The 16,870-nt window shown below is 72.6% G+C and carries 16 protein-coding genes; 9 read left to right on the top strand and 7 right to left on the bottom strand.

Annotated elements, in window-relative coordinates:
- Positions 1 to 76: 76 nt before the first annotated feature.
- A complete protein-coding gene (locus AB0H28_RS26760) occupies positions 77 to 400 on the top strand; it encodes a hypothetical protein (protein WP_358045725.1) in 324 nt (107 codons plus the stop codon).
- 74 nt (positions 401 to 474) lie between these two features.
- Here AB0H28_RS26760 and AB0H28_RS26755 read toward each other — a convergent pair whose 3' ends face one another.
- Positions 475 to 1,614, bottom strand: coding sequence for a M23 family metallopeptidase (locus tag AB0H28_RS26755; protein WP_358045723.1), 1,140 nt, complete (start codon positions 1,612 to 1,614; stop codon positions 475 to 477).
- 794 nt (positions 1,615 to 2,408) lie between these two features.
- On the opposite strand from AB0H28_RS26755, the gene AB0H28_RS26750 reads away from it, so the two are divergent.
- From AB0H28_RS26750 to AB0H28_RS26715, 8 genes are read left to right on the top strand one after another with little or no spacing between them, the layout of a single operon-like run.
- Positions 2,409 to 2,885 (top strand): hypothetical protein, encoded by a 477-nt coding sequence (locus AB0H28_RS26750; protein ID WP_358045720.1) that lies wholly within the window; start codon positions 2,409 to 2,411, stop codon positions 2,883 to 2,885.
- Positions 2,882 to 3,196: a hypothetical protein gene (locus AB0H28_RS26745; RefSeq protein WP_358045717.1), complete on the top strand. Its 315-nt coding sequence runs from the start codon at positions 2,882 to 2,884 to the stop codon at positions 3,194 to 3,196. The genes AB0H28_RS26750 and AB0H28_RS26745 overlap by 4 nt, the downstream gene beginning before the upstream one ends.
- Positions 3,197 to 3,209: 13 nt before the next feature.
- Positions 3,210 to 3,953 carry a hypothetical protein gene (locus AB0H28_RS26740; protein WP_358045714.1) on the top strand — a complete coding sequence of 248 codons (744 nt, stop codon included), beginning with the start codon at positions 3,210 to 3,212 and terminating at the stop codon, positions 3,951 to 3,953.
- Complete coding sequence (locus tag AB0H28_RS26735; protein ID WP_358045711.1) at positions 3,953 to 5,245, top strand: hypothetical protein; 1,293 nt, start codon at positions 3,953 to 3,955, stop codon at positions 5,243 to 5,245. The genes AB0H28_RS26740 and AB0H28_RS26735 overlap by 1 nt, the downstream gene beginning before the upstream one ends.
- Positions 5,242 to 6,711: an SCO6880 family protein gene (locus AB0H28_RS26730; protein ID WP_358045708.1), complete on the top strand. Its 1,470-nt coding sequence runs from the start codon at positions 5,242 to 5,244 to the stop codon at positions 6,709 to 6,711. The genes AB0H28_RS26735 and AB0H28_RS26730 overlap by 4 nt, the downstream gene beginning before the upstream one ends.
- A 10-nt stretch (positions 6,712 to 6,721) precedes the next feature.
- Positions 6,722 to 8,206: an ATP/GTP-binding protein gene (locus tag AB0H28_RS26725; protein ID WP_358045705.1), complete on the top strand. Its 1,485-nt coding sequence runs from the start codon at positions 6,722 to 6,724 to the stop codon at positions 8,204 to 8,206.
- Positions 8,203 to 9,981 carry a TraM recognition domain-containing protein gene (locus AB0H28_RS26720; protein ID WP_358045703.1) on the top strand — a complete coding sequence of 593 codons (1,779 nt, stop codon included), beginning with the start codon at positions 8,203 to 8,205 and terminating at the stop codon, positions 9,979 to 9,981. Before AB0H28_RS26725 ends, AB0H28_RS26720 begins: the two co-directional genes overlap by 4 nt.
- Complete coding sequence (locus AB0H28_RS26715) at positions 9,978 to 10,460, top strand: DUF4913 domain-containing protein (protein WP_358045700.1); 483 nt, start codon at positions 9,978 to 9,980, stop codon at positions 10,458 to 10,460. The genes AB0H28_RS26720 and AB0H28_RS26715 overlap by 4 nt, the downstream gene beginning before the upstream one ends.
- Before the next feature lie 1,193 nt (positions 10,461 to 11,653).
- Here the strand turns inward: AB0H28_RS26715 and AB0H28_RS26710 are convergent.
- The 6 genes from AB0H28_RS26710 to AB0H28_RS26685 form a co-directional block, all read right to left on the bottom strand.
- Positions 11,654 to 12,724: a tyrosine-type recombinase/integrase gene (locus AB0H28_RS26710; RefSeq protein WP_358045698.1), complete on the bottom strand. Its 1,071-nt coding sequence runs from the start codon at positions 12,722 to 12,724 to the stop codon at positions 11,654 to 11,656.
- Positions 12,721 to 13,806 carry a hypothetical protein gene (locus tag AB0H28_RS26705; protein ID WP_358045695.1) on the bottom strand — a complete coding sequence of 362 codons (1,086 nt, stop codon included), beginning with the start codon at positions 13,804 to 13,806 and terminating at the stop codon, positions 12,721 to 12,723. Before AB0H28_RS26705 ends, AB0H28_RS26710 begins: the two co-directional genes overlap by 4 nt.
- 76 nt (positions 13,807 to 13,882) lie before the next feature.
- Positions 13,883 to 14,230, bottom strand: coding sequence for a hypothetical protein (locus AB0H28_RS26700; protein ID WP_358045692.1), 348 nt, complete (start codon positions 14,228 to 14,230; stop codon positions 13,883 to 13,885).
- Entirely contained in the window at positions 14,227 to 15,867 is a 1,641-nt protein-coding gene (locus AB0H28_RS26695; RefSeq protein WP_358045689.1) for an exonuclease domain-containing protein, read from the bottom strand. Before AB0H28_RS26695 ends, AB0H28_RS26700 begins: the two co-directional genes overlap by 4 nt.
- Positions 15,864 to 16,235 (bottom strand): hypothetical protein, encoded by a 372-nt coding sequence (locus tag AB0H28_RS26690; RefSeq protein ID WP_358045686.1) that lies wholly within the window; start codon positions 16,233 to 16,235, stop codon positions 15,864 to 15,866. Before AB0H28_RS26690 ends, AB0H28_RS26695 begins: the two co-directional genes overlap by 4 nt.
- Positions 16,232 to 16,798, bottom strand: a complete 567-nt coding sequence (locus tag AB0H28_RS26685) for a hypothetical protein (protein WP_358045683.1) — start codon at positions 16,796 to 16,798, stop codon at positions 16,232 to 16,234. The genes AB0H28_RS26690 and AB0H28_RS26685 overlap by 4 nt, the downstream gene beginning before the upstream one ends.
- Between the last annotated feature and the right edge of the window lie 72 nt (positions 16,799 to 16,870).

Below are 16,870 nucleotides of genomic sequence, written 5' to 3'. Positions count from 1 at the left end.
TACCTCGCCGATCGATCTTGGCCGCTAAGCTCGGCGTCCACAGCCACCAGAACTCAGTCATCCGGGGGAGGACGTCATGGCCGAACAGAGCGCCAAGGCCGTACGCAGCGAGACCGAGAAGGCGGCGCTGCAACTGCTGCGCCAGCGCGCCAACCTCGTCGGTGAGGCGGCCACCGCGCGGCACGAACGCGACCAGCTCGCTGACGCACTGCGCGAGGCCAACGCCCGGTACAGCGAGCGGTACACGGCCGCTGTTCAGGGCGGATGGACCGAAGAGGAACTGGCCCGGCTCGGCCTGGACGCCCCGCAGCCGGGGCCGGCCCGCCGCCGTCGCGCACGACCGGCTGCGCCCACTGCCGTCGATGAGCAGGTCGCCGTCACGGCGGCTGACCAGCCGTAGCGCGGGCCTCCTCGCGGTCACGACGGCGGTCTCCTGCGCCACGCCCAGGAGGGCCGCCGTCGTGTACGCCTGGCTCACGAGCCGGTCCCCAGTGGGACGCCCTGGGCGCGCATGACCGGCACCGGGTCGACGGCGTTGCTGCTATTGGCGTGGAACGTTCCCGGCGGGACGTTGAGGTGCACCTCGAAGTGCAGGTGCGGACCGGAGCTGCCGCCGCTGCTGCCCACGAACCCGATGACCCCGCCGGCCGTGACCTGCTGTCCGATGGATACCTCGGGACGCTGGATCATGTGGCAGTAGCGGGTCACCACGTTGCCCGGGTGGCGGATGTCGACGTACCAGCCGCAGCCCCGCGAACTCGTGTTCCCGTCCCGGTCGCATGTGGTGTACCAGTCGCACTTCACCTGCTCCACCACGCCGCCCGCCGCCGCCCGTACCGCGTCGCCACGGATATCGGCCTTGGATAGGTCCACTCCGGCGTGTAGCCGGCCTCCCCGCTGCCCGAACGGGCTGACGATCCCGGCGCGGATCGGTTGCACCCAGCCACTCGGACCGACCGGCACCGGGCCAAGGTCGTCAACGCCGCACGGAGCGGTCGGTGCGCCGCCGCCGATGTCGTCGATGTTGGGCAGGCCGAGTACGAACGCGGCGAGTTGCTCGGCGTCGTCCTCCCACTTCTGGTACGCCTCCGGCAGGCCGGATCGTTGCACGGCCTGGGCGGCGTCGGTCAGTCGCATCCGCTCCCAGCCGTCGACCCGAACGAGTGCCTCGTAGAACTTCCCGGCGGCGTAGGTGGGCGTCATCCGCTCACGCACGCTGCCCCAGCCGGGGCGCTGCTGAAAAAGCCCGACCGAGTCGTGGTCGTGCCCCACACCCTCGTGCGGCAGGCTCAGCGACTCCACCACGTTCTTGTTGGCCAGGTTGCGCAACGTGGACTCCTGCATCGCGGTCGCCAACGCGATGACGAAGCCACGTGGCGGCACCTGCCGTTGCCGCCCGACCGCGACGATGGTGGCAGCATTCGTGGTCTCGACGCTCCCCCAGGAGCCCGCCCCCGGCACCGGCGACGACCCCGGCAGGGACGGCACCTGACAGGCCGCGGCTTCCGCGTCCGCCTGGCCGAACATCAGCAGTGGCAATCCGACGATGCCACCGCACAGCAGCACGACGACCGCCAGCACCGCCACGCCCAAAACGATCGGACGACGAGCCATCAACTCACCGTCCGGATGAAGTCGTTGCCGGTGACCACCCAGCGCCCGTCGACAGCCGCCAAGGTGAGCGTCAACGTCCCCGCGTCCGTGGCCACGTCATACACCGCAACACCACCAGCCGGGGCGCGCGTTGCCACCGGCCGCCCGGTCACCCGCGTCGCTGGAACCCGCCCCGGATCTACGCTGCGTAGCGCACGGCTGAACCCCTCGTCGCAGGTCGCCGATACGCCTCGCCACCATGCCTCAGCGGGCAAGCCAGGTCGCGCCCACCCCGCAGCGAACGCCGCAGCAACCGACACCGCCTGTCCTGCCGGGGGTGGCGAAACCGGCGGGCGGTCATGGCCGTCTTCATCCGTGCCAGGTCGCTCCTCCGCCGCCAACGGCGAGGGTTCACCCACCGCGGACGTCGGGTAGATCGGACCGCTGCCGGACGGTGCCGGACGGCTCGACCGCGTCGCGGAGGAGCAGCCCGACACCACCATCACGGCGAGAACGAGGCCACCGACGGCACCTGTCAACCAAGGAACCAGCTCGATGCGCGCGGATACACGCGCTCTGCGTGCCATTCGACGCCTCCCCGTGATGCCTTTCGCGTCCTCTTGCGCAGAGCAAACACCATAGATCCATTCGTAAACACAGTGCTACTGTCGGGTACTCGTCGGTGACCTTGATACACGGGGGAGGCATCGGATGACGGGGAGTATCCGCGCGTATGGGTGGGGGCGCCGGTGAAGACATCGGCGGTCGCAACTGCACGCACGCGCCCCGGACCCACCCCGGAGCTACCCTTCGCGATGATTCCGCAGAATCTCGACACCTGGCCTCCGGCGTGGTGGGTCGGCTGCCACGGCGGCGCGGGCGCGAGCACCTTGACCCGCCTAGCCGGATTCGGCATCGACTTCGGCAGAGGGTGGCCACTGCTCGCGCCGACGATGCCCGTCAGCAACGTGGTCCTCGTCTGCCGGGCCTCCGCCAGCGGCACCTGGGCTGCCACCGGCGCGATCGAGCAGTGGCGCCGGCGCACCGGCATGTCGCGTATCAACGTGCTCGGGGTAGTCGCCATCGCCGCCTCGCCGCGCCGGCCGCCACGCATCGCCACCGAGCGGCTGGACCTTCTTCGTGGGTGGGCGCCGCAACTGTGGCGCGTCGGCTGGGTCGACGCGCTGCTAGCCGCCGACGATCCCCGCGACGTCGGCGCGTCCCCCGACGTCGAAGCGCTCCGTAACGCGATCTGGCAAAGAGTCCACACACCCTCGAAGGACAACCGATGACCCTGCTCGACTACGTCGACCAGCTCCATCGCATCATTGACGCGGCACCCGACCCGAGCGGCGGCCCCGTGCCCAATCCGGGATCCGGCGAGGCGCCGCCTGGCGTTATCGGGAACAGGGTGCTCACGATCCTGAAGTGGATCGCTTACCTGGCCGTCGCCGCCTGCGTCGGCGGGTTGCTCTACACGGCCGGGAAGATGGCCCTGGCGCACCGCCGCGGTGACGACACCAACGTCTCGCAACTCGGCTGGGTGTTCGCCGCCTGTCTGCTCATCGGCAGCGCGTCCGCGGTGGTCTCCGCGCTGATCTAGGGAGGAACGTGCGATGCCGCGCTCGTCTGCACCCCAAGACTTCGCCGAGCGTCCGCCGTGGACGCGCCCTGCCTTCATCGGCTCTGCCGCACTCGCGCTGATCATCATCATCGCCGGGGTGCTGATCGCCATCACCTCACGCGATGGCGAGGGTGGTGACATCGCCAGCACCCCACCGCCGGCGACCCCCACCTCGGACGGCGGCACCCCACCGCAGGCCCTCCCCACCGCCGTACCAACCACCGCACCGGCCGGAGTGCGATGGGAGTTGGTCGGCCAGGTCGCCGTACCGGCCAGCTCGTCGGCAGGCCCGGCCCGGGTCTCCGGCGCGACGGCCGCCGGCTACGCGCACACACCCGAAGGCGCGCTGATCGCCGCCGCCCAATTGAGCACCCGCGCCGGCTTCTCCGCCGGCCGCGACTCCTGGGAGCCCACGATCACCCAGCAGTTCGAGCCCAGCGCCGACCGCGACCGACTCCTGGCGGCGCTACGCGACGCCGGCGACGCCCCGGCGCAGCCCGGCGAACTCAGCCAGATCGCCGGCTTCAGCTACCAGTCCTACACCCCCGACACCGCCGTGATCGGACTCGTCTTCCGCGCGCCCGCCGCCGGAACGGCCCGCTACCACGTGCTGTCGCTGACGCTGCTCTGGCACGACGGGGACTGGCGCATGGTCGCCCCGCCCGGCGGCGCGTGGACCTCCGTGAACCGGCAGACAACCGACCTGGTCGGCGTCGTCGAGTGGGGGGCGCGCTAGTGCCCTGCGTACCCGCCATCGATCCAACCTGCATCCCCGGCGCGATCCTGGATAGCACCGCCGGCCGGTTCCTCGACGAGATCGCCGAGCAGTCATCGCAGGCCGCCGCGGAAATGCTCAAGACCCTGGTCGCAGGATGGCTGTCCATCCCCACCCCGGAGGTGTCACAAACCTCCGGCGTCGTGGCGAACCTGCGCGCATACACCTACTGGGCCGTCGCGGCGATCGCCGTCGGTACGGTGCTGATAGCCGCGATCAAGATGGCGTGGGAACGCAACGGCCGAGAGGCCGGTTCCTTCGCCAAGAACATGGTGATGCTAGTCGTGCTCGCTGGCGCCGGCGTTCCGGCGGTCCAACTGCTCATCGAGATCGGAGACGCCTACGCGGACTGGATCCTCAGCGCCTCCGCCAACGGTGACCTCGGTAAACGGATGCTGCTACTCGTTCCCGCCGCGACGATCACCGGGATGCCGCCCGTCGTGGTGATCGGCATCTCACTCATGGTGTTCCTGTCCACGACGGTGCAGCTCCTGCTGCTTCTGGCCCGCAACGCCGGACTCGTGCTGCTGGCCGGGCTGCTGCCAGCCGCCGCCGCGGTGGGCGGCGCGACGCGTAACCGCTACCTCACCTGGCTGCTCGCCCTGGTGCTCTACAAGCCCGCAGCGGCCACGATCTACGCCACGGTGTTCTGGCTCGGGCAGGGCCAGACCCTGACTGACCTGCTCACCGGCCTGGTGATGTTCTGCATGGCCATCGTGGCACTCCCCGCCCTGATGCGGCTCATCGCCCCGGCGGTGACGGTCCTGTCCTCCGGCGGCAGTACCAGCGGTGTCGGCGTCGCCGTCGCGTCCGGCGTCGGACAACTCGCCTCCGGCGCAGTGCGCCTGTCCAACACCAGTGGAGGATCCGGCCACAGTGGCAGCCCAGGGCCGTCGGGTGGACAGGGCAACCCCGGCACCCCAGGACGCCCGCAGGGATCCACGCCGTCCACCCCCGCTCCCGCACCCCGTCCTTCTGGTGGGGGCGGCGCAGGCACCGCCAGCGGGGCCGGTTCGAGTGGCGTGGCCGGGGCTGGAAAGGCTGGTGCCGGAGCGGCAGGGTCCGGAGCCGGAGGCGGCGCAGCCGGTGGCGCAGCCGGCGCTGGGGCCGGCGCGGCGGGCGCAGGAGCCGCTGCGGCCGGACCGGTCGGAATCGCAGCCATTGCAGGTGTCGCAGCGGCCAAGGCCGGTCCCGCAGTGGTGCGCAAGATCGGTGGTACGGCCTCCGGAGCGGCAGACGGTGAGGGCTCATGAGTACCGGAGTGCGGGAGCGCGGTAGCGGACAGCAGCGCACCTACGGCAACTGGCGGCTCGGTCGCGGCGCCGGGCTGTTCGGACTCGGCCCTGTCGGCACGATCGCCGCGTTCCTGATGATGGTGCTCGCCGCTGCGATGCTGACGGTCTCTCCTCCAGCGGCGCTGGTCACCGCCGTCACCGGTCTGCTCGTCCTCGCTCCCCTGGCGGTGCGGGTCAACGGGCGCACCGGATTCCAGGTGATCACCGCCCGGGTGGCGTGGTGGCTCGCCCGCTCCCGCCGCCATCACGTCTACGTCTCCGGAGTTGCGTCCCGGGTCGCCGCCGCCCACCAGCTACCGGGGGTGCTGGCCCGCTCCGAGGTGTACGAGGTGGAGACCGGCCGCTCCGGGCGGGTCGCCGTGGTCGTGGTGCCACAGAGTCGGCACTACACGGTCACCCTGCGGTGCGCCCCAGAAGGCATGGACCTGGTCGACCAGGCCGTCATCGACGCCCGCGTCGGACACCTGGCGGCCTGGCTCGCGGCCCTGGCCCGCGAGCCCCAACTGGTTCAGGCGCAGGTCACCGTCGAGACCACCCCGGATCCGGGTACCCGGCTCGCCGCCGAGGTGGCGGCTACCTCTCGGCCCGACGCGCCGGCTCTGGCGCTACAGGTCCTCGACGACGTCGTGCAGTCCTACCCGGCCGGGTCGGCGACCGTGGACACCCGTGTGTCGCTGACCTACACCGCCCCACCCGGACGGTCGATGTCCCACGAGGATGTCTGTCGAGAGGTCGCCGCCCGGCTGCCGCACCTGCACGCCGGGCTCACCGGCGCCACCGGCGCCGGCATCGTGCCGATGTCCGCACGGGGGCTCGCCGGTGTGGTCCGCGCCGCCTACGACCCGGCCGCTGCCCTGGACCTCGCCCGCGACGCCCGACTGACCCCGGACTGGACCCAGGCCGGCCCGGTCGCCACCCGGGAGAGCTGGGACTCCTACCGGCACGACTCCGGGATCTCCCGCACCTGGTGCATGGTCGAAGCCCCGCGCGGCACGGTCTATTCGCGGCTGTTCGCCCGGCTGACCGACCCGGACCCGCAACTGCTACGCAAGCGCGTGACCATGCTCTACCGGCCCTACTCGCCTGGCGAAGCAGCCCGGCTGGTCGAGTCCGACAAGCGCGACGCGCGGTTCCTCGCCGGCAAGAAACACCGGCCCAGCGCCCGGGACCTCACCGACCTGGCCGCCGCTGATCAGGCCGCGGAGGAGGAGGCCACCGGCGCCGGAGTCACCCGGTTCACTGTGCTGGTCACGGCCACCGTCGGCGACGAGAAGCAGCTCGACGAGGCCAGCGGCGTCATCCGGGCCCGTGCCGGTGAGGCCCGGCTGGTGCTGCGCCCGATGTACGGCTGCCAGGCCGCCGGTTTCGCCGCCGGCCTACCCGCCGGCGTGGTTCTGCCCGCCCACGCCACCATCCCCTTCTGAGGACGCCGGCATGACCGTCAGCACCCGCAACGCGACCCCGCCGCCGCCACGTCGACCAGCCGGCCGCCGACCCGGCCGGCTCGGCCACAGCGGGCCCGGCGGCGGCGCCTGGTCCTACATCGAGCCGCCGACGGAGTACCGGGGCACCACCGTGCAGGTGTGCGGGCTGTTCCCCTTCGGCACCGGCGCGTCGACGCCGATGATCGGCGTACCGATCGGCCGGCACCTCTACACCGGCAGCGCGGTGTGCTTCGACCCGATCTCCTGGTATACCCGGGCCCGGCTGATCAACAACCCGTCAGTGTGGATCGAGGGCGAGCCCGGCATGGGCAAAAGCACCGCCGTGCGGCGGATGGTTCTCGGGCTCACCGCCCAGGGCGTTACCCCGCTGATCCTCGGCGACCTCAAGCCCGACTACGCCGAACTGGTCCGGGCCCTCGGCGGGCAGGTGCTGCGCGTCGGACCGGGCCTGGACCGGATCAACCCGCTGGATGCCGGGCCTTGGCGGCAGGTCCTCGATGTCGTCGACGAGCGCACCGGCGCCGTGGTGCGCTCCGCCGTCACCGACCGGCGGCTGAACATGCTGGTCGCGCTGGCCACCCTCGTGCGGCGGGGGCCCGTCAGCTCGGACGAGACCACCGTGTTGTCCGCCGCGCTGCGCTACCTCGCCGAGCACGAGGGCAACGTCCCACCGGTGCTCTCCGACGTGCTGCGCGTCTTGCAAGACGCGCCGCCGGCAGTCCGCGCGGTCACCCTGTGGCAGGAGGAGCAGGACCTGCCCCGTTTCCGGGAGGAGACCAACGGGCTGCGTCGCACCCTGCTGGCGCTGCTGCACGGTCCGCTCGGTGACACCTTCGAGGGGCAGACCACCACGGCGATCCGCCTCGACACTCCGGCCGTGTGCGTGGACATCTCCAGCATCGACGACACCGACGAGCTGCGCACCGCCGCGACCCTGCTGTCCACCTGGTCCTACGGCTTCGCCCAGGTCGAGGCCGCGCACCTGATGGCCGACCTCGGCCTCGCACCGCCGCGCACGTTCTTCACCGTGTTGGACGAGCTGTGGCGGGCGCTGCGTGTCGGGCACGGCCTGGTCGACCGCGCCGACGGGCTCACCCGCCTCAACCGGCAAAAGGGCACTGGGACCGCGTTCATCACCCACTCCCTGGCCGACCTGGAAGCGCTGCCCACCGCTCATGACCGGGCCAAGGCCCGGGGCTTCGCCGAGCGGTCCGCGGTGCTGATGATCGGCCCCTGCAGCGAGCAGGAGCTGGACTCCGTCTCCCGGGTCCGGCCGCTGTCGCACGCCGAACGGCGGGAGGTGCTGTCCTGGTCGGCGCCCCCGTCCTGGACGGCCGCCGAGGGCAGTGAGACCGTCGGCCGGGGGAACTTCCTGATCAAGGTCGGATCGAGGCCCGGCATCCCCGTGCACCTGGAACCGACGGAGACGGAGAAGCGGCTCGGCAACACCGACTTCCGCTGGACGATGACGTGAGCCGCCCCGCCGGCCCGCGCGGCGGGCACGACGACTCCGGCCTGCTCGCCGGCGGACTCGCCGCCCTGGTCCTGACCGTGGCCAGCGCCGCGTGGCTGCCGGTCGTGCTCACCCGCCCGCCCGGCTACACCGGCGGCGGGCCGATCCGGGTGGTCAGCGCCGTGCTGCGCGGTGAGATCACCTGGACCACCGCATGCACCGTCGTCACGGTCATCGAGGTCGCCGTCCTGGTGCTGCTGAGCACCTCGGCGGCGGCGGCCTGGCGGTGGGCCCGCCGACGCCGCACCCGGGTCGACTCGGCCGCCCGCCGGATGGCCACCCGCAAGGATCTCGCCCACCTCGGGCCCAAAGGCGTCGCGGACAGCGGCCGGCGGCTGCGGCCCAGCCTCGCCGACGTCGACCGGCCCAGCCCGGATCAGCTCGGCGTGCTGATCGCCTACACCGTCGCCGGCGGGATGCCGCTGCGCCAGTCGTGGGAGGACATGGCCGTCGACATCTGGGGCCCGCGCACCGGCAAGACCACCAGCCGCGCGATCCCGGCCGTCGTGGCCGCGCCCGGCCCGACACTGGTGACCAGCGTCAAGGGCGACATCGTGGATGCCACCCGCGAGGTCCGCGCCGCGCGGGGCACCGTCTGGGCGTTCGACCCGCAGCACATCCTCGGCGCCGAACAGGGCATGTGGTGGAACCCGCTGCGCGCCGTGGCCACCATCACCGACGCCCGCCGCCTAGGCGAGCACTTCGCCGCCGCCGAACGCGAGCCCGGCGTCAGCCGCGACGCCTTCTTCGACCCCAGCTCCGAGGAACTCGTGGCGAACCTACTGCTCGCCGCCGCGTGCTCCGGCCGGGACATCCTCGCCGCGTACCGCTGGTCGGTCAGCCCCCGAGACGACGAACCGGCGATGCTGCTGCGCGAGCACGGCTTCCCGCTGCCCGCCGACGCGGTCTCCGGGGTGGTCAACATGCCCGACAAGACCCGCGGCGGCATCTACGCCGGCGCCCAGAAGATGCTCATGTGCCTCACCGAGCCCACCGTCACCGCCTGGGTCACCCCACCCACCCGCGGCGGCGTACTCGAATTCGACCCGGCCGCGTTCGTGACGTCCACCGACGTGCTCTACCTGCTCTCCCAGGGCGGCCCCGGCTCCCCCGCCCCGCTAGTCGCCGCGCTCACCGACGCGGTCCTGCGCGCCGGCGAGCTACGCGCCCGCGCCTCGGCCGGCCGGCGCCTGGACCCGCCGCTGCTGAGCATCCTCGACGAGGCCGCCAACATCTGCCGGCTACGGCAGCTCCCCAGCCTCTACTCCTACTACGGCTCACACGGCCTGCCGATCATCACGATCCTCCAGTCCTACCCCCAGGGCGTCGACGTGTGGGGCCGCGAGGGCATGCGCAAACTGTGGTCCGCAGCGAACGTCCGCACCTACGGCGGCGGCGTCGCCGACCCCGACTGGCTCGAAGAACTCTCCAAGCTCATCGGCGAGCACGACGTCACGACCCGGTCGACCAGCAGCAGCGGGTCCGGGTGGGGCCAGCGGTCGGTCTCCCACGCCACCCGCCGCCAGCGCATCCTCGACGTGTCCGACCTGCACGCCCTCCCACGCGGCCGGATGGTCGTCTACGCCTCGGGCGCTCCGCCCGCGCTGGCCCGCACCGCCCCCTGGCAGGACGGCCCCTACGCGGCGGCGATCCGCGCGTCGATCGCCCGCTGGGACCCCACCGGCCGCACCGACTGGACCCTCACCCCCGACGCCCCACCGGAGCCCGTCGCATGACCACCCCCGCCACCGACCCGGCCGCCGAAGCCGTCGCCGACCTCAGTGCGCTGCTCGGCCAGCTCGCTGGCGACCAAGCGCCGCCCGCCCCCGAGCCTCCCGTCGACGAGCAGGCCGCCGCGGAGCCGGCGTACCGCAACGTGGAGGCGTTCGTCAGGGACTACCTCGTCCACGTCGTCGAGCGGCGCCTCGCCTCCGGGCCAGACTCCGGGCTGAACTGGTGCCCCCGGTGGTGGGCCCACCCCGAAGCGATCTCCCGCCTGTACGCCCTCTGGCGGGCCTGGGAGACGCTGCGGGTCAGCGACCCCCAGACCGGCATGAGCCTCTGGTGGCGCGACCACCTGGACCCGCACCTGTCCGCGCTGACCGCCGAGTACGGGCCGTTCACCCGGTGCAACCCGACCAAGCACACCGAGCCTCGTCCTCTTCCTGTCGAGCTGGCGCCACCGGAGGTGCTTGCTCAGCTCCCCGACACCTGATTCCGCGGCATCATCACCGGCCCGGACCGCCCTCGCCTACCGGCACGGCTAGTGCGCGCCCTTCCAGGGATCACCGGGGGCGAGTGGTGGGTGACGGCGCCGCAGCGGCACGTCCACGTGTGATGGCCGGGGTGGGGCGTTCGGCGGCGGGCAGGTCCCGGATCTCGGCGTCACGCGAGCCAGTCTCGGCCATCGGCTGCTTAGCCCTTGCCCAGCGGCAGCTTCGCCCATTGGGCCCGCGACTCCCTCATCACCACATCGTCACCGGCTCAGCACAGACCGTCCAGCATTCGCTCTTTAGAGCTGATCGCGTGGACCCAGTCAGAAGTGGTGCGCGAGTCAGGGCCAAGATTTCCTGCGTGACCACCAGGTCACATTAGTCACATCGTTTCATGCGTTGAGCTGGGAAAACGTCCGGGCTGAGAAATGGCGGACAGGGCATCCGCGACGGAAAGCAGCACTTTGGAGGAGGCGACCAGTAGAGTGAGCCTCCGATGTGACGTCCACTCCCAGATCCTCGGGCCGGACTCCGGGTCGCACCCCCTAGTGCGGGATCCCGGGTACGACTCCGAGACCCCCGGGAGAGGGAAGGCACGTCATGTCGAACCGATCGTCCCGAGTTCGCCGGCAGCCCTGCCGGTGCGCTCCGAGGGCTCCCCGCTCCACCCGACGGTGGCAGTGGGAGACGGTCGCCACTGCGGTGCGCCTCCTGGTGGAGGTCACGGTCAAGGCGGTGACCATCTACCGGGCCTGGAAAGGGATGTAGCCCCGCATAACGGGGCTACATGACCGGTCGAAGGACGCTCCGCTCGAAGGTTCGCGGCCAGAGGGCGGGGCGTTCTTCCATTTTCCTGCGACGTGTCGCAGCCTCCGCAGTGTGTCATAACGAGCGGTATGCAAGTAGGGAACTCGCCTCCCTAACTTTCAAACCCAAGTTTGTTGCGCTACCGTCCCGACCCCTTGAAGTGCCCAAACACCCGTTTGTAACAGTAGCGCGGCGACCGGTGCGTTCCCTGACACACCGCTACCCATCAGTAGAGTAGCCAGTCTGGCCTGAGCGGAACCTGCGCGCTGGCGTCAGTGAGGTCGAGGGCGACCATCCGGTGCCGGGTCACTCGATGGCGACCGCCTTGCCGCCGGGGAAACGCTGTCCAGGTGGGCGTCCACGGACGCGGGGGTGCGCGCCGTGGCGGTCATGCCGCTCCCTCGTCCGCTGATTCTGGGGAATGCTCGTCGCCAGCGGCGGTGAGGTAGGCGGCGAGGGTGTAGGCCGGCGCCCGGTCGAGGCGCTGACCGCCGTGGTCGTAGCGACGGGTGGTGCGGGCGTCGGCGTGCCCGAGCTGCTCCTGGACGTCTTCCAGGCGGGCGCCGGCGTCGCGGGCGAGGGTGGCGCAGGTGTGGCGCAGCACGTGCGGGCTCATCTTCACCGGGATCTTCGCGGTGGTAGCGAGGCGGCGCAGTAGCCGCCACACCGCGCCCCGATCGACGCGGGCGCCGCTGGCCGTGGCCACCAGGGGCCGGCGTGGCCGGGCCCCGGCCTGCCCGGGGAGCACCGGCATCCGGGCCTCGGTCAGGTCGGGTCGGGCGGCGAGGTAGGCGTCCAGGCGGCGGGTGACCGGGGCAGGCAGGGCGACCAGGTGCGGGCCGCCGCCCTTGGCGGTGAACCGCAGGACGCGGTGGTTGCGGTTGTAGCCGAGCTGCTCGACGTCGGCGCCGACGAGCTCTCCCACGCGCAGCCCGCCATAGAGCAGCAGGGCGACGATCGCAGCGGTGCGGGCGGCCTGGGGGCCGGTGTCGGCGTCGGCGGCGGCGAGCAGCGCCTCGGCCTGGGCGCGGGACAGCCCGGGAGTGCTCGGCCTCATCGGGTCGGTCTTCGGCTTCTGCTTGGGGTTGATGGCGGCGGGGTTGGCCCGGTCGGTGCGGTCCTCGGCGATCAGCCAGGAGTAGAACGCCGACACGGCGGCGAGGCGGCGGGCCCGGGTCGCCGCGGAGGCGCGGCCGGTGGCTTCCTGGGCGCGGAGCCAGGCGTGGGTGTGCACCCGGCGGGCCTCGGTGAGCGGGTCGACGCCGGAGACGGCGAGGAAGGTCAGCCAGTGCCGCAGGTCCCGCTGGTAGGCGTCCCGGGTGTGCGGCGAGGCGTAGGAGACCAGCCACTCCCGCAGCAGCTCCTCCAGGCCGTCGCCGGCGACACCCCCCACGGTGGGGGCCCCACCGTGGGGGGCCGGGACGGCGGGCAGCACCTCGCCGGACAGGGCGATGCTCACTGCCCCTCCCGCTGGGCGGGCGGGGTGTTGATGATGGTGACCTTGTCGCCGCCGATGAGGGGCGCATCGGCCGGCCCCTTGAGGTACGGCGCGATCCACAGCGGCCGGTGGTCGTTGAGGCTGGGGTACCAGTGCTTGCGCCAGTGCCCGCGCACGACCCACCGGTGCCGCCACTCCCGGCCGCCCCGGTCGGCCTCGGAGTCTCGGTCGGCGCCCAGGGCGCGGCGCAGCCGCGCCACCCGCACGTCGCGGGGCGGCAGGCCGGCGCGTTCGGTCCTGCGACGCTCCGGTCGGGCCGTGGTCAACTGCTCGGACTCGGCGAGGTTGGCCTGCGCGGCGAGCTGGAACGCGGCGAACACCAGCCGTGCCCAGCTCAACGTCGTCATCGGCGCGTCCGGTCCGGGGAGCTGGAACTCGTCGACGGGGTAGCCGTCGGGCCGCCAGGCCAGGCACGCCTCGTTGTCGACGGTCAGCGGCGGCAGCAACCCCCGGGCCCGGGCCAGCACCTTCGGGTCGGTGAACACGTCCTGCTCGTGCAGTCCGGACGCGGCGTAGAAGGACATCCACAGCCCGCCGGCCGGCCAGTGCGGGTTGGTCACCGGTGACCATGACACCGCGACGATCGGGGCCTGACCGGCGTAAAGTTGCTCGCTTGCCTGCCGCATCTTCTCCCCGCCGCTTCGGGCCAGCAGCTCAACGACCTGATCGTCGCGGGCCTCCTGGGCGGCGTAGACGGCGATCGGGTCGGCGAACACCGCGAAGCCGACCTTCGACGGCAGGTCCTGCGGGCGGGGTGCGAACGCCGGCATGGACGGGTGCGCGGCGTTGAGCAGCGCGCACAGGTCCTCGTCGACGTACCACAGGTCCCCGTCGCGCAGCCGGGTCGTCTCCGCGGCGGCGAGCAGGTGCGCGACCCTTTCCGCCGGGCCCGGCGGCCGGATCGGCTGCCGACCGAGCTGGATGGCCTGCAGGTAGAAGTTCACGCCCTGCCCACTGCCGTACCAGTCAGCCAGCCCTCGGCGCAGGGCCGGCACGTCGGTGGCGTCGTAGCGGGCACGCCCGTTGTCGGTCGCGGGGTTCATGGGTGGCGGGTTCCCTTCGGTTGGCGTGGGCGGGTGGTGGCCCGCCGACGGTGTGCGGCTCGACCGCAGAGGTGGATCACCGGCGCAGCCCCCGATCACGTTGCTCGGCGCGCAGGCACGCCGGGTGCCAGCGGGCGTACCAGACGCCGCCGTCGCCGACGGTCGGCACCGGCAGCGCATCGTCGAGAGGCACGTACTGGCCGCAGCCGGCCCGGCCGCACCGGTTGGCCGGGTCGGCCCGGTCCGCGGCGTCGACGTCGACCGGCGGCAGTTCAACGTCGAGGTAGACGGTGACGCCGTCACCGGATCGGCGCGGCCGGGGCGGGCTTTCCCGCGTGACGGTGAGGACGCGGCCGATGGCCAGCGCGGCGGCGTCGGCCTGGTCGACGTCGCCGGCGACGATCCGGACCTGGATGCCGCTCATCGGCGGGCCTTCGGGGTGCGCGAGGGTGCGGTCATGGCGCACAGCAGCTCGTAGGCGGTCTGGCAGTCGCCGAGGGCTCGGTGGCCGCCGCCGAGGGGCAGCCAGCGGCGTACGAGTTGCCAGTCGGAGCGGCGGCCCATCAGGCATGACCAAGTGCCGGAGTTGTCGAGGTGGGCCGGGTCGAGTCCGTCGCGGCCGGCGTGCCGGGCGATGGTGGCGTGGTCGAACTCGGCGTTGTAGGCCAGCACCGTCTTGCCGGCGGTGGCTTCCAGCAGCCGGGGCAGGACGTCGGCCAGGGTCGGCGCGTCGGTCAGCTCGGCGTCGGTGATGCCGTGCACCCACCGGGCTGCCGGCTCCACCTCGCAGCCGGGGGCGACGAGGGTGTCCAGCAGCGTGTCCCCGGTGCAGGCGTCGATCACGGCGACCTCCACGAGGTAGCCGGCCAGGCCGGTGGTCTCGGTGTCGAGGATGACCGCGGCGCTGGGCTCGCGCATGGCGCGGGCCCAGCGGATCGCGGCGCCGGCGTCGGTGGCCACCGCGATGTCCCGCCGGTGCTCACGTAAGTGCGGGTGCGCGGTGATCGCCTCGCGGACCTCCTGCTCGCTCGGGGCGCCGTCGACGCGTTCCCAGTCGACCTCCCACCGGCCGGCGCCGGGGTGGAACCAGGCCCAGACCTCGATGCCGTGCCGGTCGCCCAGCTCGGCCACCCACCGGCGGACCACGGCGGCCCGGTCGACCGGCCGGCGGGCCAGCTCCCGCAGCGGGGACGGCTCCCCGGCCTTGACCGCGTGCACGGCTTCCCAGTCGATGCCCGGGTGCTCGCGCAGCGCCTCCAGGTCACCCACCCGGTACAGGGGCACGGAGACGTCTCGGTAGCGGCTGACCTCCACCGAGGTGTGCCGGCGCGGGGCGATCAGGTCCGCGGCGAGCAGGTACTTGAAGTCGGTCGGGCGGATCTCCAGGTGCTGCGCGGCCTGGTGGCTCATCAGCAGCCGGTCGACGCGCACCTGCTCGACCAGGTCGTCATCGCCGGCGAGCGCGTCCAGGTCGGCCGTGGCGTACCGGTCCTGTCGACCCGGGGACAGGCCGCGTTCCTTGGCGACCCGCTCGAACTCGTCACGCCGCCACCCGAGGTAGGCGGGCGCGTCCCACTTGCTGACGCTGGCGGCGATCCACGCCTGCCGCTCTGCCACCACCGCGCCGAGCTGGTCGACGTCGACCGCGTCCAGGGCCCGGCAGTCCCATAGCGGCCACTGCTTGTACCAGCCGACCACCCGCAGCGCGCCGGCGTCGGCCAGGGCCTCCACGTCCTCCTTCTCCACGCTCAGGCCGGTGCGGTCGGTCAGCCGCTCGGCGGCCCGGCGCCCGCCGATCGGGGCCTCATCGCCCACGGCCGCCACGATTTCGTCGCGTCGCGCGGCGACCTGGTCTGCCACCGCGACCGACCACCGGGCGCCGACGTCGGGGGCCGGGATCAGCCCGGCCGTGGTCCCGGCGTTCCACTGCCACTCGGCCAGGCCGGTGTGCCGCAGCACCTGGATCGGGCCAAGGTCGACCGGCGGCTTGGCCTTCGGCTCCTTCTTCTTGCGGGCCGTCGGCACAGCGGCGGGCCTGGCCGCCACGTCGTTCTCGCTCACCAGCTCGTGTCCTTCCGCAGGTGGGGGCAGGGTGACGGGCGGCGCATGGTGTGCCCGGACGGGTCGTCGAGCACGGGCGCGAACCCGGCCCGGCTCAGCGCCCGCATCAGGAGGCGTCTGTCGGCGCCGTACGAGTCGGTTGGGGTGCACACCACGTCAAGGCCGCGAGCGTCGGCGGCGGCCAGGATGGCCAGCAGCATCCGCGGCCCGTGCCAGCCGCCCCGGGCGTCGAACGGCACCCGCAGCACACCGATGGCCAGTGCCCCGTCGTCGGTGGTGTCTAGGGCGAGCAGCACCATCCCGGGCAGCGAGCCCTTCAGCTCGCGCTCCAACTGCCCGACCCAGTCGTCGGTGTCGACCGCGCTCACGACGGGGCGCCGATCGCCTCGGCGAAGGCGGCCACCCGCTGGTACTTCTCGCCGGTGCTGTGCCCGTCCCAGCCGGTCGGGTGGGCGGGCAGGTGCCAGGACACCTGGCCGGTGGGCAGCTCGATGTAGACCACGACCGGGCGGGGGTCGGTCGGGTCATGGCCGACGCCGGCCGGGACGCCGGCCTCGTGGGCGAGCGCGAGGGCGGTCCAGATCAGGGCGTTGCGCCGCGCGTAGGCGGCGGTGATCTCCGGGGTGTCCGGGCCGGTGTGGCCGTGCCGGGACGGGTCGAGCGCGGCGATCGCGGCCAGGGTGCGGGCGAGGCGGACCTCGGCCGGCTCGGCGGCACGCAGCGCGGCGTGGAGGTGGTTGAGCTGGGCGGGCAGGCCGCGCAGGTGCCAGGTCAGCAGCCCGGTACGTGGGTCCTGGTGGGCCACGCCGTGCGGGCGAACCGGCCCCGGGCCGGTCCACTCGGCAAGCACGGTCTCCACGGTGGCGATCAGGGCGGTGAACTCCGGGTCGTCGGCCGTGGTGCGGGCCCGGCCGGTGCGGGTGGTGGTCATGGGCGGCGCCTCCCTGTGATCGGGGATGATCGGAGGTGGGCGGGTCGGGACCATTACCGGTGGTCCCGACCC

The sequence above is a fragment of the Micromonospora sp. NPDC050980 genome (assembly GCF_040653835.1).
Classification (GTDB): domain Bacteria; phylum Actinomycetota; class Actinomycetes; order Mycobacteriales; family Micromonosporaceae; genus Micromonospora.
This window is presented reverse-complemented; position numbering and strand designations above follow the sequence as displayed.

Coding starts and splice junctions, on each gene's coding strand:
- AB0H28_RS26715 (WP_358045700.1), top strand. CDS start 9,978: ATGACCACCCCCGCCACCGACCCGGCCGCCGAAGCCGTCGCCGACCTC.
- AB0H28_RS26760 (WP_358045725.1), top strand. CDS start 77: ATGGCCGAACAGAGCGCCAAGGCCGTACGCAGCGAGACCGAGAAGGCG.
- AB0H28_RS26750 (WP_358045720.1), top strand. CDS start 2,409: ATGATTCCGCAGAATCTCGACACCTGGCCTCCGGCGTGGTGGGTCGGC.
- AB0H28_RS26730 (WP_358045708.1), top strand. CDS start 5,242: ATGAGTACCGGAGTGCGGGAGCGCGGTAGCGGACAGCAGCGCACCTAC.
- AB0H28_RS26700 (WP_358045692.1), bottom strand. CDS start 14,230: ATGAGCGGCATCCAGGTCCGGATCGTCGCCGGCGACGTCGACCAGGCC.
- AB0H28_RS26725 (WP_358045705.1), top strand. CDS start 6,722: ATGACCGTCAGCACCCGCAACGCGACCCCGCCGCCGCCACGTCGACCA.
- AB0H28_RS26745 (WP_358045717.1), top strand. CDS start 2,882: ATGACCCTGCTCGACTACGTCGACCAGCTCCATCGCATCATTGACGCG.
- AB0H28_RS26705 (WP_358045695.1), bottom strand. CDS start 13,806: ATGAACCCCGCGACCGACAACGGGCGTGCCCGCTACGACGCCACCGAC.
- AB0H28_RS26755 (WP_358045723.1), bottom strand. CDS start 1,614: ATGGCTCGTCGTCCGATCGTTTTGGGCGTGGCGGTGCTGGCGGTCGTC.
- AB0H28_RS26685 (WP_358045683.1), bottom strand. CDS start 16,798: ATGACCACCACCCGCACCGGCCGGGCCCGCACCACGGCCGACGACCCG.
- AB0H28_RS26740 (WP_358045714.1), top strand. CDS start 3,210: ATGCCGCGCTCGTCTGCACCCCAAGACTTCGCCGAGCGTCCGCCGTGG.